This window comes from Desertibacillus haloalkaliphilus, assembly GCF_019039105.1.
Taxonomy (GTDB): domain Bacteria; phylum Bacillota; class Bacilli; order Bacillales; family KJ1-10-99; genus Desertibacillus; species Desertibacillus haloalkaliphilus.
This window is the reverse complement of record NZ_JAHPIV010000003.1, coordinates 118,427-135,417: the sequence shown is the minus strand read 5'-3', so window position 1 is coordinate 135,417 and position 16,991 is coordinate 118,427. Positions and strand designations below refer to the sequence as shown.

General features: G+C 41.4%; 15 protein-coding genes. 2 read left to right on the top strand and 13 right to left on the bottom strand.

All coding sequences use genetic code 11. The annotated features are described in order from the left end of the window. Positions 1 to 5 precede the first annotated feature (5 nt). Positions 6 to 1,076, bottom strand: coding sequence for a peptide chain release factor 1 (gene prfA / locus KH400_RS04585; RefSeq protein ID WP_217222361.1), 1,071 nt, complete (start codon positions 1,074 to 1,076; stop codon positions 6 to 8). A gap of 610 nt (positions 1,077 to 1,686) precedes the next feature. Beyond that, positions 1,687 to 2,292: an HD-GYP domain-containing protein gene (locus KH400_RS04580; RefSeq protein ID WP_217222360.1), complete on the bottom strand. Its 606-nt coding sequence runs from the start codon at positions 2,290 to 2,292 to the stop codon at positions 1,687 to 1,689. Positions 2,293 to 2,482: 190 nt separating this feature from the next. On the opposite strand from KH400_RS04580, the gene KH400_RS04575 reads away from it, so the two are divergent. Beyond that, positions 2,483 to 3,814 carry an FAD-dependent oxidoreductase gene (locus KH400_RS04575; protein WP_217222358.1) on the top strand — a complete coding sequence of 444 codons (1,332 nt, stop codon included), beginning with the start codon at positions 2,483 to 2,485 and terminating at the stop codon, positions 3,812 to 3,814. Positions 3,815 to 3,918: 104 nt separating this feature from the next. On the opposite strand, the gene KH400_RS04570 is transcribed toward KH400_RS04575, so the two are convergent. From KH400_RS04570 to KH400_RS04530, 9 genes are all read right to left on the bottom strand, one after another. After that, positions 3,919 to 4,374 (bottom strand): hypothetical protein, encoded by a 456-nt coding sequence (locus KH400_RS04570; RefSeq protein ID WP_217222356.1) that lies wholly within the window; start codon positions 4,372 to 4,374, stop codon positions 3,919 to 3,921. Between the two features lie 107 nt (positions 4,375 to 4,481). After that, positions 4,482 to 5,090 carry a thymidine kinase gene (locus KH400_RS04565; RefSeq protein WP_217222354.1) on the bottom strand — a complete coding sequence of 203 codons (609 nt, stop codon included), beginning with the start codon at positions 5,088 to 5,090 and terminating at the stop codon, positions 4,482 to 4,484. Positions 5,091 to 5,428: 338 nt separating this feature from the next. Then, complete coding sequence (locus KH400_RS04560) at positions 5,429 to 5,674, bottom strand: type B 50S ribosomal protein L31 (protein ID WP_217222352.1); 246 nt, start codon at positions 5,672 to 5,674, stop codon at positions 5,429 to 5,431. A gap of 195 nt (positions 5,675 to 5,869) precedes the next feature. Next, positions 5,870 to 7,147, bottom strand: coding sequence for a transcription termination factor Rho (gene rho / locus KH400_RS04555; RefSeq protein WP_217222350.1), 1,278 nt, complete (start codon positions 7,145 to 7,147; stop codon positions 5,870 to 5,872). Positions 7,148 to 7,767: 620 nt separating this feature from the next. Then, entirely contained in the window at positions 7,768 to 8,733 is a 966-nt protein-coding gene (gene glpX, locus KH400_RS04550) for a class II fructose-bisphosphatase (protein WP_217222347.1), read from the bottom strand. A gap of 102 nt (positions 8,734 to 8,835) precedes the next feature. Next, positions 8,836 to 10,125 carry a UDP-N-acetylglucosamine 1-carboxyvinyltransferase gene (murA, locus tag KH400_RS04545; RefSeq protein WP_217222345.1) on the bottom strand — a complete coding sequence of 430 codons (1,290 nt, stop codon included), beginning with the start codon at positions 10,123 to 10,125 and terminating at the stop codon, positions 8,836 to 8,838. 242 nt (positions 10,126 to 10,367) lie between these two features. After that, positions 10,368 to 11,006 (bottom strand): fructose-6-phosphate aldolase, encoded by a 639-nt coding sequence (gene fsa, locus KH400_RS04540; protein ID WP_217222342.1) that lies wholly within the window; start codon positions 11,004 to 11,006, stop codon positions 10,368 to 10,370. Positions 11,007 to 11,161: 155 nt separating this feature from the next. Beyond that, entirely contained in the window at positions 11,162 to 12,025 is an 864-nt protein-coding gene (gene fba, locus KH400_RS04535) for a class II fructose-1,6-bisphosphate aldolase (protein WP_217222341.1), read from the bottom strand. Between the two features lie 318 nt (positions 12,026 to 12,343). Further along, positions 12,344 to 12,703, bottom strand: coding sequence for a response regulator (locus tag KH400_RS04530; protein ID WP_312889027.1), 360 nt, complete (start codon positions 12,701 to 12,703; stop codon positions 12,344 to 12,346). Between the two features lie 203 nt (positions 12,704 to 12,906). Between KH400_RS04530 and KH400_RS04525 the strand changes: the two genes are divergently transcribed. Next, on the top strand, positions 12,907 to 13,434 hold the full coding sequence (locus KH400_RS04525) for a DUF2529 domain-containing protein (protein ID WP_217222337.1): 528 nt from the start codon (positions 12,907 to 12,909) through the stop codon (positions 13,432 to 13,434). 667 nt (positions 13,435 to 14,101) lie between these two features. On the opposite strand, the gene pyrG is transcribed toward KH400_RS04525, so the two are convergent. Beyond that, positions 14,102 to 15,700: a CTP synthase gene (gene pyrG, locus KH400_RS04520; RefSeq protein ID WP_217222335.1), complete on the bottom strand. Its 1,599-nt coding sequence runs from the start codon at positions 15,698 to 15,700 to the stop codon at positions 14,102 to 14,104. A gap of 371 nt (positions 15,701 to 16,071) precedes the next feature. After that, positions 16,072 to 16,539 carry a DNA-directed RNA polymerase subunit delta gene (gene rpoE / locus KH400_RS04515; protein ID WP_246589382.1) on the bottom strand — a complete coding sequence of 156 codons (468 nt, stop codon included), beginning with the start codon at positions 16,537 to 16,539 and terminating at the stop codon, positions 16,072 to 16,074. Between the last annotated feature and the right edge of the window lie 452 nt (positions 16,540 to 16,991).

Here is a 16,991-nt window from a genome sequence, read left to right as displayed (position 1 = left end):
TCATCTTACTCTTCAGCCTTCTTCATCATTTCCGCTTGTTCTTCAACGATTAGCGCATCAATAATTTCATCCAGCTTACCTTGCAAGATTTGCTCGAGCTTTTGCAATGTTAACCCGATACGGTGATCGGTTACACGGCTTTGCGGGAAGTTGTACGTACGAATTCGCTCAGAACGGTCACCTGTACCGACCGCTGATTTACGATTTTCGGCGTATTCTGCCTCTGCTTCTTGTTGGAACTTATCATAAATACGGGCACGTAAAACTTTCATTGCTTTTTCTTTGTTTTTGATTTGGGACTTTTCATCCTGACACGAAACAACGATTCCTGTTGGCATATGTGTTAAGCGTACCGCTGACATCGTTGTATTAACACTTTGTCCACCTGGTCCACTTGATGCAAATGTATCAACACGGATATCTTTTTCGTGAATGTCAACTTCGACTTCTTCTGCTTCTGGAAGAACAGCGACTGTTGCTGTTGACGTATGAATTCGTCCACCTGATTCCGTTGATGGTACACGTTGCACGCGGTGTGCACCGTTTTCGTATTTCATTTTTGAATACGCCCCATCACCATTGATCATGAAGATGACTTCTTTGTAGCCGCCTAGTTCAGTTGGAGTCGCTTCGATGACTTCAACTTTCCACCCTTGCGTTTCGGCAAAGCGTGAGTACATTTTAAATAAGTCAGCTGCAAAGAGGTTCGCTTCATCTCCTCCTGCTGCTCCACGGACTTCGATGATAACGTTTTTGTCATCATTCGGGTCTTTTGGTAGTAGGAGAATTTTTAGTCTTGCTTCGAGTTCTTCTTTGCGTTCAGAAAGTTCGTCAATTTCCATTTTGACCATTTCGTACATTTCGTCATCTAGTTTGTCTTCGAGCATTGTTTTTGCGTCGGTTAGTTGTTCAGTTACTTCTTTATACTCGCGGTAGGCCTGAACGGTTTCTGTTAGGTCTGCTTGTTCTTTGGAGTACTCGCGTAGTTTGTTTGAATCATTTATGACATCGGGGTCGCTTAATAGTTCATTAAGTCTTTCGTATCGGTCTTCTACTGATTGTAAACGTTCTAACACGCGTTTCACCTCATCATTTTATCCATAACATTATAATTATAGTATACGGTATAACGGTAGTCAAAGCAAAGTTTGATTAGGAAGATACAAGTATTAAAAGACCTTTGTTTGTAAAGCAAGGCAGAAAAGTTTCTTCGAAATGGGAAAGTGGTGTCGGTTGACCCTGACGTGGCATGCGCGGATCAGGACTTTGACAAGCCAACTGCAGGCTTGCCACGCCTTGATCTGCTCTGCCCCTACTCCGACTAGCGTCGTCGCAAACGGTTTAGCAACCGTTTGGGGTCTCCCTTTGCGGGGGTTAGTCTTCTTCTTTTGGGGGTGGGGGACGAACCTCGTGTGAGGATATTCATAGATTGTGCCCGCTTGTGATTTGGATTATATTACACCTGACGCGGTATGCAAGGATCATGGCTCTGACAAGCCAACTTCAGGCTTGCCGCACTCTGTTCTGCTCTGCCCCTACTCCGACTAGCGTCGTCGCAAACGGTTTAGCAACCGTTTGGGGTCTACCTTTGCTGGGGTTAGTCTTCTTCTTTTGGGGAGGATGCACGAACGTTGTGTAAGATATCCATAGATTGTGCCCGCTCGTGACTTGGATTATATTCTTTTTTTATTCAGACCTAATCATCTCCAAAAATACATCAACGACTTTCGGGTTAAATTGTTTGCCGCGGTTACGGTCGATTTCATTGCAAATGACATCTTGCGGCTTGCTATCGGTGTAAGTTCTTCCGGTTATCATGACATCAAAGGCATCGGCGATGGAGATGATTTGTGATGGTTCTGGAATCGATTCTGCTTTTAAGCCGTACGGATAACCTTTCCCATCAAATCGCTCATGATGATACAACACATACTTAGGGACCGGACTCGCCTCCCAACCTTTTATTTGTTCGAGCATGCAACACCCCCATTCTGGATGCTTTCTCACCTTTTTGAATTCCTCGAGGGTCAGTTTTGTCGGCTTCTCAAGAATGGTCTCTGGTAGCAACAGCTTGCCAATATCATGCATAAGTCCACTTACATAGACAATTTCACAATCTTCATCTGAGTAATTCATTGCTTTTGCCAGTTCATAAGAAATACGTGCCACTCGTAATGAGTGCTGATAAGTATCGGGAGATCTCAACTTCAAAGTCCTCGTTAATGTTAATAACGACCTTGCTTGTCCATGATCAAAACATGCATTTGGCATGTCCATTAATTGAGTATTCATAACATCCCCCTTATTACTTTTCTTACGTTTCATTATATAAGCCAAATATTAATAAACTGTAATTGTAACCTTACCTTTTTGTAAAAATTAGGTATCAATTTGTAACACAAGTGATTCATCGTTTTTTCCTTAACGTTTAAGGGTAAAGTAATAAGTAAGAGGAACCATTTTTAACTAAGGAGGTATTTTAGTGAAGTATGTAATTATTGGTGGTGATGCAGCTGGAATGAGTGCGGCGATGCAAATTGTTCGTAACGATCCTGATGCTGAAGTGACAACGCTTGAAATGGGAGAATATTATTCATATGCTCAATGTGGCTTACCTTATGTGATCAGTGGCCAAGTCGAATCAACCGACGATTTAATTGCACGCGAATTATCAACCTTTCGTGACAAGTATGGAATCAACGCCCTCACACTTCATGAAGTGACCAATATGAACCCAGATGAAAAAACGGTGTCAGGAATAAATCATGAAACGGGCGAAACTTTCTCCTATAACTATGATCGCCTCCTTATTGCCTCAGGTGCACAGCCGTTACTCCCAAATTGGGATGGCAATGAACTAGAAGGCATTCATACGGTAAAGACGATCCCTGATATTAAACAGATTAGTAACGATTTACATAAGGAAGTCAAAACGGTCACAATTGTCGGCGGAGGCTATATTGGCCTTGAAATGGCTGAGAACTTCGTTGAAATCGGGAAACATGTCCGCATCATTGAACAAGCCTCACAGCTTGCTACCATTTTTGATAATGATATGGCTTCCCATATTCATGAACAAGCAGAAAAACACAACATCGAGCTTGTCTTTAATGAATCGGTACAATCCTTTAGCGGTAAAACCCGTGTAAAAGAAGTTAAAACCGATAAACAAACGTATAACACAGACCTCGTCATTGTCGCCATCGGCGTTCGTCCCTCTACATCCTTTGCGAGTGACTCACTCTTTCACAAACACGACAACGGTGCACTGCTTGTCAATCGATATATGGAGACCAATGTGAGCGACGTTTATGCTGCCGGTGACTGCGCGACCCAATACCATCGTCTAAAGGAAAAAGACGATTATATTCCACTTGGCACACATGCCAATAAACAAGGGCAAATTGCTGGCATTAATATGGTTGGCGGAACACGAACATTTAAAGGTGTTGTTGGGACATCAATATTAAAATTCTTTGATTTAACGTTGGCACGAACGGGCCTCTCTGAGCAAGAAGCAGAGCAATTACATGTACCTTTTGAAACAACAACATTAAAAAGCCTCCATATCGCAGGCTATTATCCAAATCCGAAACCGATTCATATAAAATTGATGTATCATAGAGATCACCGGCAATTACTCGGTGGACAAGTCATTGGTTCTGCTGGTGTTGATAAAAGGATTGACGTCCTTGCAGCCGCTCTTTTTCACGGGATGACGGTTCACGAACTCGAAGACCTTGACTTAAGTTATGCCCCTCCATTTAATGGCGTATGGGACCCGATCCAACAAGCCGCAAGACGGTCAAGATAAGCAAAAAAAGGGCTGTCCATTAAGTAACGCTCATCTCAAGCACCGAACGTTTCGGCACCTAACGAGGTGTTACTTATGGAACAGCTCCCTTAAACCACCTAATCTTATTGATCCATCTCGTTTAAATGAACTTGGTAACGAGGAATCCCTTGCTCAAGTGACTGACGTACACTTTTTAGCTTCTGTTGTCTCTCTTGATCTGAGTAATCGCCAGCGAATCGTACGTTCACCCACGCATGTTTACCCGCAATCACCACATAGCCTGGATTGATACCTTCTTTTTGAGCGACAATTTCTCTTATTTTATCTTGATCATCCCCAAAATCAGGCCGATGCGTACTCGTTGTTCGAAAACTTGAACGAGGCAGTTCGCCATTATAGCCATATGTTGGCTCATCTCGAATCTGACCATAATTGATCGGCCCTGGCCCTAACATCCCATAGCTCACTTGTCCCATTCTTGACTGATCTGCCGCAGATTGCGCTTGTGGAGGCTGTGCTGGTGTACATGCTGATAGTGCGATTAACGAAATCCCAAAACCGAGCAATGCTTTTTTCATTGGGCACCTCCATTGAAAACAACTTTATTCAATAAGCTGTTTCATTGTTAGCATCCCACAAGTGCCACAAACGTTGTCCGTTAATATCGACCAACAAAGGATGAAATTTAAACGTTCGCCCCTGTCTGCAAACGGTTCGGCTTACCAGGTACTTCATGGCAATGGCGACAACGCGGTTCATATGACTCAGAAGCACCAACTAATATAACCGGATCATCATATGACGCTGGCTTATGATCAATTAAGCGTTGTGTACGGCTTGCCGGTGATCCACAAACCGGACAAACAGCTTGTAGTTTTGTGACATCTTCAGCTAAGGCCATTAGCGTAAGCACTTGGCCAAATGGCTCATTGCGAAAGTCTTGATCAAGTCCTGCTGTGATCACACGGAACCCTTGATCTGCTAACTGTTCCACCACTGCAACAATGTTTTCATCAAAAAATTGTACTTCGTCAATCGCAACAACTTGAGTCGATACTGACAGCTGTTTGAGAATCTCAACTGACGAATGCACTGGCTTTGCAACCACTTTTGTACCGTTATGTGAAACCACTTCTTCTTCACTATAGCGATTATCAATTACTGGTTTAAACACTTCAACTTTTAAATTCCCGAAGCTTGCTCGTCGAACTCGGCGGATCAACTCCTCAGACTTCCCCGAAAACATACTGCCGCAAATCACTTCGACCCAACCCTCATTTTTCATCACATACATCGTAAGACTTCCCACCTCTGACACAAAAATAATCATTAAACTCATCTATATCAGCGAAGATCAATTAGCGGTTTCGATACGATTATCTTTCCTCTAAATGCCCGCACTTACTTCAACTAATTGTATCGAGAAACTTAAAAAAGGCAGCCCATTCCATGATCACTCACAAGAGCGCATCTGTTTGGCCCTTTTTAACTTCCTCGAATCATAGCAACTTACCCTTATACTCACAAGCTTTAGCACATATGCCCAACTGGCTCATGTGAACCTATCCTATATCAACCCAAAATAAAAACAGGCAAGAGATATGCACTTGCCTGTTATCAACGTAACTGGAATTACTTAAGGTTATATTTTTTCTTGAAGCGATCAACACGTCCACCAGCGTCAGCAAATTTCTGACGTCCAGTATAGAACGGGTGAGAGTCAGAGCTCACATCAACTTTAATTAATGGATAAGTGTTTCCATCTTCCCACTCAATTGTTTCATCCGAATGTAAAGTTGATCCGCTTAAAAACTTCGTTCCGACACTTGTATCCATAAATACGACTTTACGGTAATTTGGATGGATTTCTGGTTTCATTCTTTTCATCTCCTTCCGCCCTGAATCTATTCGAAACAGAGTTATCTAATCACACATGACGAAATTATAACAAGTCCTGTCTGATTTTGCAACTCCATTTCCACCAAGTGAATTGTCATTTATTTCTAACTGACAGCTTATTAAAATTTTTCATTCCAAACTATAATATAAACAGCTTAGATGAACTTTGTCAAGTTAACTTTTGACTCGACGCCCTGTTCCAGACTTATCCTTTTCCATCGCTTCGAAAAACTCCTGATTGGTTTTCGTCTCTTTAATACGCTTTATGAAATGATCGACAAAATCAGGTGAGTCATTCATTGTCTTACGGATCGCCCACAACTTCTCAAGCTGCTCTTTTGGCATTAGTAGCTCCTCTTTTCGTGTACCTGAACGGCGAATATCAATCGCTGGGAAGATTCGACGTTCCGCTAAGCGACGATCAAGGTGAAGCTCCATGTTTCCAGTCCCTTTAAATTCTTCATAGATCACGTCATCCATACGAGAACCTGTATCGATCAACGCTGTTGCTAAAATCGTTAAGCTTCCACCTTCTTCAATGTTACGCGCAGCTCCAAAGAAACGTTTTGGTCGATGGAACGAAGCGGGGTCGATCCCCCCTGATAGCGTACGTCCACTTGGCGGAATCACCAGATTATAAGCCCGAGCAAGACGGGTTATACTATCCATTAAGATAATTACGTCTTTTTTATGTTCAACAAGACGCATCGCGCGTTCTAATACAAGTTCAGCAACTTTAATATGATTTTCTGGCACTTCATCGAACGTCGAGCTTACAACCTCAGCCTTAACTGACCGTTCGATATCCGTTACCTCCTCTGGCCGCTCATCAATAAGTAAAACAATTAATTCCGAATCTGGATGGTTAGTGGCAATGCTATTGGCTACTTCTTTAAGAAGCGATGTTTTACCTGCTTTTGGTGGGGCAACGATTAGTCCACGTTGACCAAAACCGACCGGGGAAATCATATCAATGATTCGTGAAGACGTTCGTCGTGGATCTGTCTCAAGCTCAATTTTTTGTTCCGGATAGAGCGGTGTTAGGGCTGGAAAGTATGGTCGCTCTTTCGATGTATCTGGATCTTCGCCATTGACCGCTTCAACATGTAACAAGCCATGGTAACGCTCATTTTCTTTTGGCGGGCGTACCTTACCAGAAACCTTGTCACCGTTGCGAAGGTCAAAACGGCGGATTTGCGAGGCTGATATATAAATATCCTCCGAGCTTGGCATATAATTAATTGGTCGCAAGAAACCAAATCCTTCTGACTGAATGATTTCAAGCACACCTTCCATGAACATAAGTCCATCCTCTTCAGCTTGTCCCTTTAAAATCGCAAAAATTAATTCTTTCTTTGTTAACTTACTATAATATGAAACCTTATAATTACGAGCTAATTCATAAAGTTCTTTTAACTTCATCGTCTCTAGTTTCGCTATATTAACTCCCATTATGACACCACACTTTACAGTTATTTTTCGCGTATGTATATAAACAAACCTTACGTAGGTTCGCTAGCCGTTTTCACGTACTCTTTTTATAATTTTTTAATTGGTCTTTATTGGTAGGCTCTGTTATCGTTGAATGTTGATATCGGGCTCATTTTATGGAAGATATGAATGAAATCCTATGAGAAAATAAATTTTCTCCATGATTTCATTCATATCTTCCAACCTTTCAGTACTTGAAGGGCGTACGAAACTAAGGTTTCTCACGAAATGAGCCCAATATCAACGAGCATCAACACTAAACTTTAACACAGCCTATTGGTAAGTAATAAATCAATCCGTTGGGGTTCTTCGAAATTGGGCAAAACCGAAAGGGAAATTGAAGTGCTTAACATTATTAAGAAGGTAAAAATATAATATAAATGGAATTAGTCACAATTCTTATTTTAACCACATCATTGGTATTTATTCAAGCTTTTCCATATCATTTATAATAATTATACCACAAATCGACGAATATATGTTCTGTCCCGAAGAGTTTTTAGTGAAAACTTTTTTGTGCAAAATGAAAATACTGAACGGCAGGGCTCTCAGAACCTTCAACCATTCAGCATTCATCGAGTTTATTTAATAACTAGATCAGGCTTCTTCTGCATACTATGTTTTCCATCAATAAAGCGAACTGTTCCCGATTTCGCTCGCATAACGAGTGATTGCGTTGTTGCGTTTGAGCCTTTATAATGTACACCTTGTAAAAGCTCGCCATCAGTCACCCCGGTTGCTGCAAAGATGCAATCATCACCACTAACGAGGTCATCCATCGTTAGCTTACGGTTGACATCATCAATGCCCATCTTCTTACAACGAGCTAGTTCTTCTTCATTATGTGGAAGTAGTTTTCCTTGGAGTTCGCCACCTAAACATTTCAAGCCAACAGCAGCAATAACACCTTCAGGAGCACCACCTGCACCTAGCATGATGTCAACACCTGTATCATCAAACGCCGTATTTATTGCTGCCGCAACATCACCGTCACGGAGCAATTTAATTCGTGCACCTGCTTCGCGCACTTCATTAATAATTTTCTCATGTCGTTTACGATTTAAAATAACGACAACGAGATCTTCAACATCTTTCCCTTTCGCTTCAGCAACCGCTTTTAGGTTATCAATGACAGGGGCATCAATGTCAATTTTACCGACAGCCTCAGGACCGACTGCGATTTTATCCATATACATATCTGGTGCATGGAGAAGGTTACCGTGATCTGCAATGGCAATAACAGCTAGCGCATTCCATTCACCAGCAGCAACGATGTTCGTCCCTTCTAGTGGGTCTACAGCAACGTCAACTCTAGGTCCATAACCTGTCCCTAATTTCTCACCAATATATAGCATCGGTGCTTCGTCCATTTCGCCTTCCCCAATGACTACCGTACCTTTCATCGGAATTGTATCAAAAACATCACGCATTGCTTGAGTAGCAGCATCGTCTGCTTCCTCCTTAAGCCCTCGACCCATCCAACGAGCTGATGAAAGTGCAGCCGCTTCTGTTACTCGTACAAGTTCCATCGTTAAACTTCTTTCCATGCTTCTCTCTCCCCTTACTCATTGATTCAATATTCTCTCGATTACAGTTAACCGGTTTCATTTTACACTACTAACGGCGATATTCCAACGAATTTTCCTTTTTTATGAATTTTCTAGCTGTCTTACTTCTTCCCCATTCATTTTTTCTCGCCAAATATTAGCTCCTAAGCCGAGCAGTTTACTCTCGAGATTTTCATAGCCACGATCAATGTGCTCCACACCAGAAATCTCAGTAATTCCATCGGCCATCAATCCCGCGACGACAAGAGCAGCACCTGCACGTAAATCACTCGCACTCACCCGTGCACCTTCAAGCTGTGTATGACCATTAATAATCGCTGAACGTCCTTCAACTTTAATATTTGCACCCATACGGCGCAATTCGTCAACATGCTTAAAGCGAGCATCATAAATCGTATCCGTGACAATACTCGTCCCTCGTGCACGCGTCAAAAGACTTGTAAATGGTTGCTGCAAATCAGTCGGGAACCCTGGATAGACGAGTGTTTTCACATCGACTCCCGTTAATTCTTTACCGGCGCCTTGAATGACGACTTGATCGTCAAAGACCTCAATATGAATACCCATCTCTCTCATTTTTGCAATTAAAGACTCCACATGGTCAGGGATAATGTTATCAATGAGCACACGTCGTCCCATCGCAGCAGCAACAATCATAAATGTACCTGCTTCAATCCGATCCGGAATAATCGAATGGCGACAGCCACTTAACGATTCAACACCATCAATCCGAATCACATTGGTACCTGCACCTTTAATTCGTGCGCCCATGCTTGAAAGCAATGTCGCTACGTCAATGATTTCTGGCTCTTTAGCAGCATTTTCAATGACCGTTCGTCCCTTCGCACGAACAGCTGCTAGCATAATATTAATGGTCGCCCCAACACTGACGACATCTAAATAAATCCTCGCACCAACGAGCTCATCCGCACGCAAATAAATCGCGCCTTGCTCATTGGTGACCTTCGCACCTAAGGCTTCAAACCCTTTAATATGTTGATCGATCGGACGCGGACCTAAGTTACAGCCTCCCGGAAGTCCAATGACAGCCTTTTTAAACTTACCGAGCATCGCACCCATTAAGTAATAAGATGCTCTTAGCTTCTTAACAGCACCATTTGGTAATGGCATCGCTATCATCTCTTCCGGTTGCACACGAATTGTATGCTCATCAAGCTCAACTTTACCGCCTATCTCTTCAAGTAATTCTGCTAACAGTGACACATCAGATATTTGTGGCAAATTATCAATCGTAACCTCAGAGTCTGCTAAAATGGCTGCAGGAATTAAGGCTACTGCACTGTTTTTTGCACCACTAATTTGTACTTCACCCTCTAGCGGGGAGCCTCCTTCAATCATTAACTTATCCATAAACGCTTCCCTTCCTCATCCATTCTTAGTTGGAAATGAGCTCAAATATCCATGTACCCAATTATCTTCCATTATACCCAAAAATCATTAAAATTAAATAATGAATCACCACAAAATCACTTGAACAGAATCGTCACGTTTCTACTTTAAAACACATAATCACCGTCAACCACCCACTGTTATTAGGTTGGTTGAGAGGCGTCTGATAAGGTTTCAACCCCATCAGACACCTCTTTTTAGCATTAGCGATTATTCCAGTCAGCTAAAAACTTTTCAATCCCTTGATCCGTTAATGGGTGTTTTGTTAGCTGTTCAATCACCTTAAACGGGATCGTCCCAATATGCGCACCTCTTAGTGCTGATTCAGTCACATGCATTGGATGGCGGATCGATGCTGCGATAATTTCAGTTTGAATGCCATGGACCTCAAACAATTCCGAGATTTGGCTAATTAAATCGAGCCCGTTTTGACCGATATCATCAAGACGTCCTAAAAATGGCGAAACATAAGTTGCTCCAGCTCTTGCTGCTAGTAGCGCTTGGTTGGCAGAAAAAACGAGTGTAACATTCGTCTTAATGCCTTCATCAGAAAAGGCTTTAACAGCTTTCAAACCTTCTGTTGTCATTGGTACTTTCACCGTAATATTCGGTGCAATCGCTGCCAATTCTTTACCCTCTTTGATCATTCCAGCGGCATCTGTGGCAATGACTTCTGCACTAACAGATCCTGAAACAATGCTTGTAATTTCACGTAAGCGCTCATGGAAATCGACGCCTTCTTTAGCCACTAGTGAAGGGTTTGTCGTTACTCCTGCTAAAATTCCTAGATCATTTGCTTCACGAATTTCATCCAGATTGGCGGTATCAATAAAAAACTTCATCCCAAACACCCCTTATATGTAATAAATTTTTTGTTTAAAAACGAGATATAGAGACAAAGATGGCCCTATTTCCTGATTTTTTAAACAACTTTTTATAAAAAGGAAGAGTTAAAAGATACGAATGGAATCGAACTTTTAACTCTTTATATTATACATTACGCTTTATTTGAAGAACCAAATTCACGCATTTTTTCTTGCACTGTTTCTTTGATTGCGTCACGTGCTGGCCCTAAATATTTACGTGGGTCATATAGCTCAGGCTTTTCAGCTAACACATCACGAACAGCTTTAGATGCAGAAAGTTGGCTTTCTGTATTTACATTGATTTTTGCATGACCTAGTGAAATGGCTTTTTTAATATCATTTGTTGGAATTCCAGTTCCGCCATGAAGAACAAGCGGTACTCCTGTAAGATCATTGATTTCTTTCATACGGTCAAATCCAAGGTTTGGCTCACCTTTGTATGGACCGTGCACTGAACCAAGTGCTGGTGCAAAACAGTCAACACCTGTTTCATTGATTAACTTTTCACATTCAGATGGAATAGCATATGCAGCTTCAGCATCATCAACAATTAAGTCATCCTCTTGTCCGCCGATACGACCAAGTTCTGCTTCAACAGATACTCCAACAGCATGAGCAACATCAACAACACGCTTCGTTAGGGCAATGTTCTCCTCTAATGGATGGTGTGAACCGTCAATCATTACTGAAGTAAACCCAGCATGAATCGCTTCTACACATTTTTCAAAGCTTGAACCATGGTCTAGGTGAATCGCAACAGGAACTGTAACGTTATAAGCTTCCATTAATGATTCAACCATATTTACAATAAATTTGAAACCACCCATGTAACGAGCAGCTCCTTCTGACACGCCACAAATAACCGGTGATTTCTCTTCTTCAGCCGCTTGTAAAATTGCTTGTGTGAATTCAAGGTTATTTAAGTTGAATTGCCCAACAGCGTACCCTTCGGCTTTTGCTATATCGAGCATTTCTTTCATTGAAACTAAAGGCATAAGTAAGATCCTCCTTTGAAATTGATGAGCAGACATCTGATGTCATTCCTCTAATAGAGCTAACATTAATTTCGTACCTAATAAAAAGATTCCCTTTTCAAGTAGCAATTATCCGAATGCAACTAAAAACCAATACAGTATGTACTCCAAACAATCAATGGTACGAAATGAAAAACATCCCTCTATTAGCAACTCACTCACATTATAGCATATCAAAAGCGAAAATCACTTATATTTCGCAATAAATCTTGGTTTTTTACATGAAAACGCTTCCTTGCTTCCTTTTTCACAGGATTTCAAATTTTTGTAAAAGTACTCCTATGAATCGAGGTTCTCTCTAATCACTTCCCTTACATCATCGATATCAAACGGCTTAGCAAAGTGAGTCACTGCACCAAGGTTCATTGCTTCATTAATCATGTTCAGTTCACCATAAGCTGTCATCATAATCACACGAATGTCTGAATTCATTTCCTTAATTCGCTTCAAAATTTCTAGCCCATCCATTCCTGGAATCTTCATATCTAAGAGGACTAAATCAGGCTCCTCTTCTTCTACGATTGTTAATGCCTGAACCCCATTTGCCGCCTGATACAACTGATACCCATCTTTTTGTAAAATTTCATTAAGTAATACCCGGATTCCATACTGGTCATCGACAACCAAAATTTTTTCCACAGTCAAACGCCCCCACTTTTCGATCTGTTCAAAACCGCGCGGGATGAGCCCTAGCGATTTTTACTAGCTACTAAGAATTATTATTCGCTACCTACCACCATTTTCCTCCTCCATCTTGAAACTTTCTACATTAAACGGCAATGATTTTCCAATTGCTTTTCGATATAATATGGGGACGATGATTATGAAAGGTGGACGTTTAAATGCTACAAATCTTTTCGACTCAACTACAGGGTATGTTTCAAACGATAAAAAATGACGAAGAAGAAGTGATCGAAGACAGTGCTCGCGCCCTAGCACAAGCAATTGTTGCTGATGGAACGATTTACATCCATGGAGTGGGTGAAATGGCTGCCGTAACCGCTGAAGCCCAATACGGCCAAGAACGCCTCCCACATTGTCAAGCACTGATGACAGACAACACGATAGCGCCATGGACAAATCGTGATCGTATTATCTTGTTCGCACGGTTTGCTGATGACGGAGATGTAGTTGAACTAGCAAAGTCGCTGCAGGCAGACGGTGCTGTTGTGATCGGTGTCTCAGCAGTCAGAGAGACAGAGAATCCACAATTAAATGAGATCGCTGACTTTCATATTGATACAAAGTTACTGCAACCGCTCGTACCAACTGAATCTGGTGAACGTATCGGTTTCCCAGCTGTAATGACTGCCCTTTATGTTTATTATGGCTTGTACTTAACGACGATGGAGATTGTTGAGGAACAATAAAAAATTGAGGAATCCGCTGAGGGGCAGAGGATTAGCTACCTGTGCCGTAGATGGTGGAAAAATCAATAAAGACGGACCCTCAGCCCGCTTTTATTCGAGATTGCTTTTCGGGGCGAAAAGCCGGTGGAGTTGTCCTTTCGACGGCATGAAAGACATTTCTGCTTCTATTAGCCGTGAGTTTGTCCTTCATCAGCGGTATGAAGGACACTTCCAGGAGATTTAGCTGGGGTTTTGTCTTTCATCAACGGCATGAAGCACATTTACGGGAGATTTAGCCGGGGTTTTGTCCTTCAGCGATGTCGATCACCTACCCACCTCCATAAGATTCGATTGAAACAAGGGGAATATGATGTTTTTACGTACGTTTAATCTAACCTTAGCAGGCATAGTTGTTTTCTTTGCATCCAGACTTATTTTCGGTCGTAGTTCCGACCTCTCCCTAACTTTTTCAGCTATATCGCTAGGTTATTTTTATATCGTTGGATTTCTTATTTGTTTATCAGCCTTTTTAATAAATATATAAAAAGCAACGCTCAAAGCTCGTTCCCTTTCAGCTTTGAGCGTTTTTAACATTTGTAAAAACTAATGCTCCTTCTTGCACGGCACACACCTATACGACACAAAAAAGCCCACTATGAGTTTATTCCATAGTGGGCACTACTCTTCTTTATTTATTTAATGAAGCGTTGATGAATTCACGGAACAATGGTTGCGGGCGTGTTGGGCGTGACACAAATTCTGGATGGAACTGTGACGCAACAAAGAATGGATGATCTTTAATTTCAATAATTTCAGCTAAACGTCCATCTGGGCTTGTCCCTGAGAAAATAAATCCAGCCTTCTCCATTTGTTCACGATACTCGTTGTTAAACTCATAACGGTGACGGTGACGCTCATATACAACGGGTTCACCATACGCTTCAAAGGCTTTCGACCCTTCTTCAAGCTTACAAGGGTAAAGGCCTAAACGAAGCGTTCCACCTAAATCTTCAACATCCTTTTGCTCTGGTAGTAGGTCAATGATTGGGTAGCTCGTCTCAGGATTAAGCTCTGCTGAGTTTGCACCGTCTAACCCTAATACGTTGCGTGCATATTCAACTGAAGCCAATTGCATTCCTAAACAAATCCCAAGGAAAGGTACCTTGTTTTCACGCGCATACTTAATCGCTGTAATTTTCCCTTCAATACCACGATCACCGAATCCACCAGGCACGAGGACACCATCAACATTTTGAAGAAGCTCTGCGACATTCTCTTCAGTAACCTCTTCTGAATTAATCCATTTAATATCAATATCAGCGTCATACGTATAGCCGGCATGACGAAGTGATTCTGCGACAGACAGATATGCATCTGGTAAAGCAACATATTTACCAACAAGTGCAATCGTTGTACGTGCTGATAGGTTTTGAACTTTTTCAACAAGTGCTTTCCATTCAGTCATATCTGCTTGACTGCAGCGTAAGCTTAGGTGATCACAAACAATCTGATCTAGCTTTTGTGCTTGTAAATCCAATGGTACTTGGTAAAGCGTATCTGCATCACGCGCTTCGATAACAGAGTTTTTATTAATGTCACAGAACAACGCAATCTTTTCCTTCATGTCTTGTGGCACAGGATTTTCTGTACGGACGACAATCACATTCGGTTGAATCCCTAGACTACGAAGCTCTTTTACACTATGTTGTGTTGGTTTTGATTTCATTTCACCGGCAGCAGCTAAGTATGGAATTAATGTACAGTGAATGTACATGACATGATCGACACCTACATCACTTTTAATTTGGCGAATCGCCTCTAAGAACGGTAAACTTTCGATATCACCTACGGTACCACCGATTTCAGTGATGACAACATCAGCATTTGTTTCACGGCCGGCACGAAATACGCGTTCTTTAATCTCGTTAGTCACATGTGGGATCACCTGAACCGTACCACCTAGGTAGTCACCGCGACGCTCTTTCTTTAATACGGTTGAATAGATCTTACCTGTTGTTACGTTACTGTTTTGACTAAGATTAATATCAATAAAACGCTCATAATGCCCTAAATCCAGATCCGTTTCTGCTCCATCATCCGTAACAAAAACTTCACCGTGCTGATATGGACTCATCGTACCTGGGTCAACGTTGATATACGGATCAAACTTTTGAATGGTTACTTTTAATCCTCGATTTTTTAATAAACGTCCTAATGAAGCAGCTGTAATCCCTTTACCTAATGACGACACAACGCCTCCAGTGACAAAAATATACTTCGTTGCCATCTCATCTACCCCTCTTTCAAAATTCGATTAACTTTGTTTACATATATTTGTTTATCTTTATTCCTTTTCATCTGCACGTAAAAACCCGAGCACACCTACGAAATCATCGCGATTAGTATACCCTCTTTACTCGCTGTTAGAGCTAGTTTTTATTGGTCAATGAAAAGAACGAGTGCCAGATAAGATCGTTCCATATCAAATAAAAAAAGCAAAAGTGAGACCACTCCCATACATTGGGGGCACACTTTTGCTTTGAACGATACATATCATTTCTAAAACGAATATTATTTATAATTAGATTCTAAAAGCCCGAAATTGATTGTACCTAGTTCAAATCTAAAAGTCAAGCTAGCGGTGATTATTTTGTTATATTACTTGTCTAATTCATCGTCATCTTCTTCAAGATCGCTGCCTTCAAATTCCTCATCGTTATCTTCAGCATGTGAGAGCTGATCCAACTCATCTTCTAGATCTTCAAATTCATCTTCTAATTCATCATCGAAACCTTCTTCGACAACATCCTCTTCTTTACGCTTTTTCTTCGGTTTCTTACGAGGCTTTGCTGGTGTGTTAAGCTCCTCTTCGATTTGCTCAAGCGCGTACCAGTTTTTTAAGCCCCATGTGTTTTCGCCAGCCATAACAAAACGGCCGTCTGTGTTAAGTTCAGTATATAAATGAGAAATGCGCTCGTTGACCTCTTCAATTGAAACGTCTTTCTCTTCGGCGATGCGTTTAATAAGGTCATTGAATACAAACGCCTTTTGATCTTCTTTCATTACTTCATAAGCGACTTCAATCATTGACATTTCTTCAATCTCTTCTTTACTGAATGTTTTCATACTCAACGAAAAGCACTTCCTTTCAATAAAGTTCATCTATGTATTAGTTTCCAGTTGTAGCTACAAAAATCATACTTTTCATTATAAACATATTTTTAGCGATTATGCTAGCAACGAGTAAATAAATTCCTGATTTTATTTTCGGATGCATTTCTAATACTCTTCGAACTTATGTAGATTAGAGGGCGATCCCTAACGTGGGTGCGATTCCGAGCTCTTTGGAAAGCCAAAGTCAGGCTTTCCACGTTCTCTCCATCTAACCACTTCGTCGACTTCCGTCTCCCTCTGCGTTTGTTTGGTTCCTCCTTTTTGGAGGCCATGCATGACCGTTAAATGGGTGTACCTCTTCTTGAGTGTTGGTTCAGCGGTTTGTTCGCAGTTCTTTAATTAGACTACTACTACGGACCCTCAGGACCTTATTCCGCCGATTTACGCATAGTCCTACTTGCTTG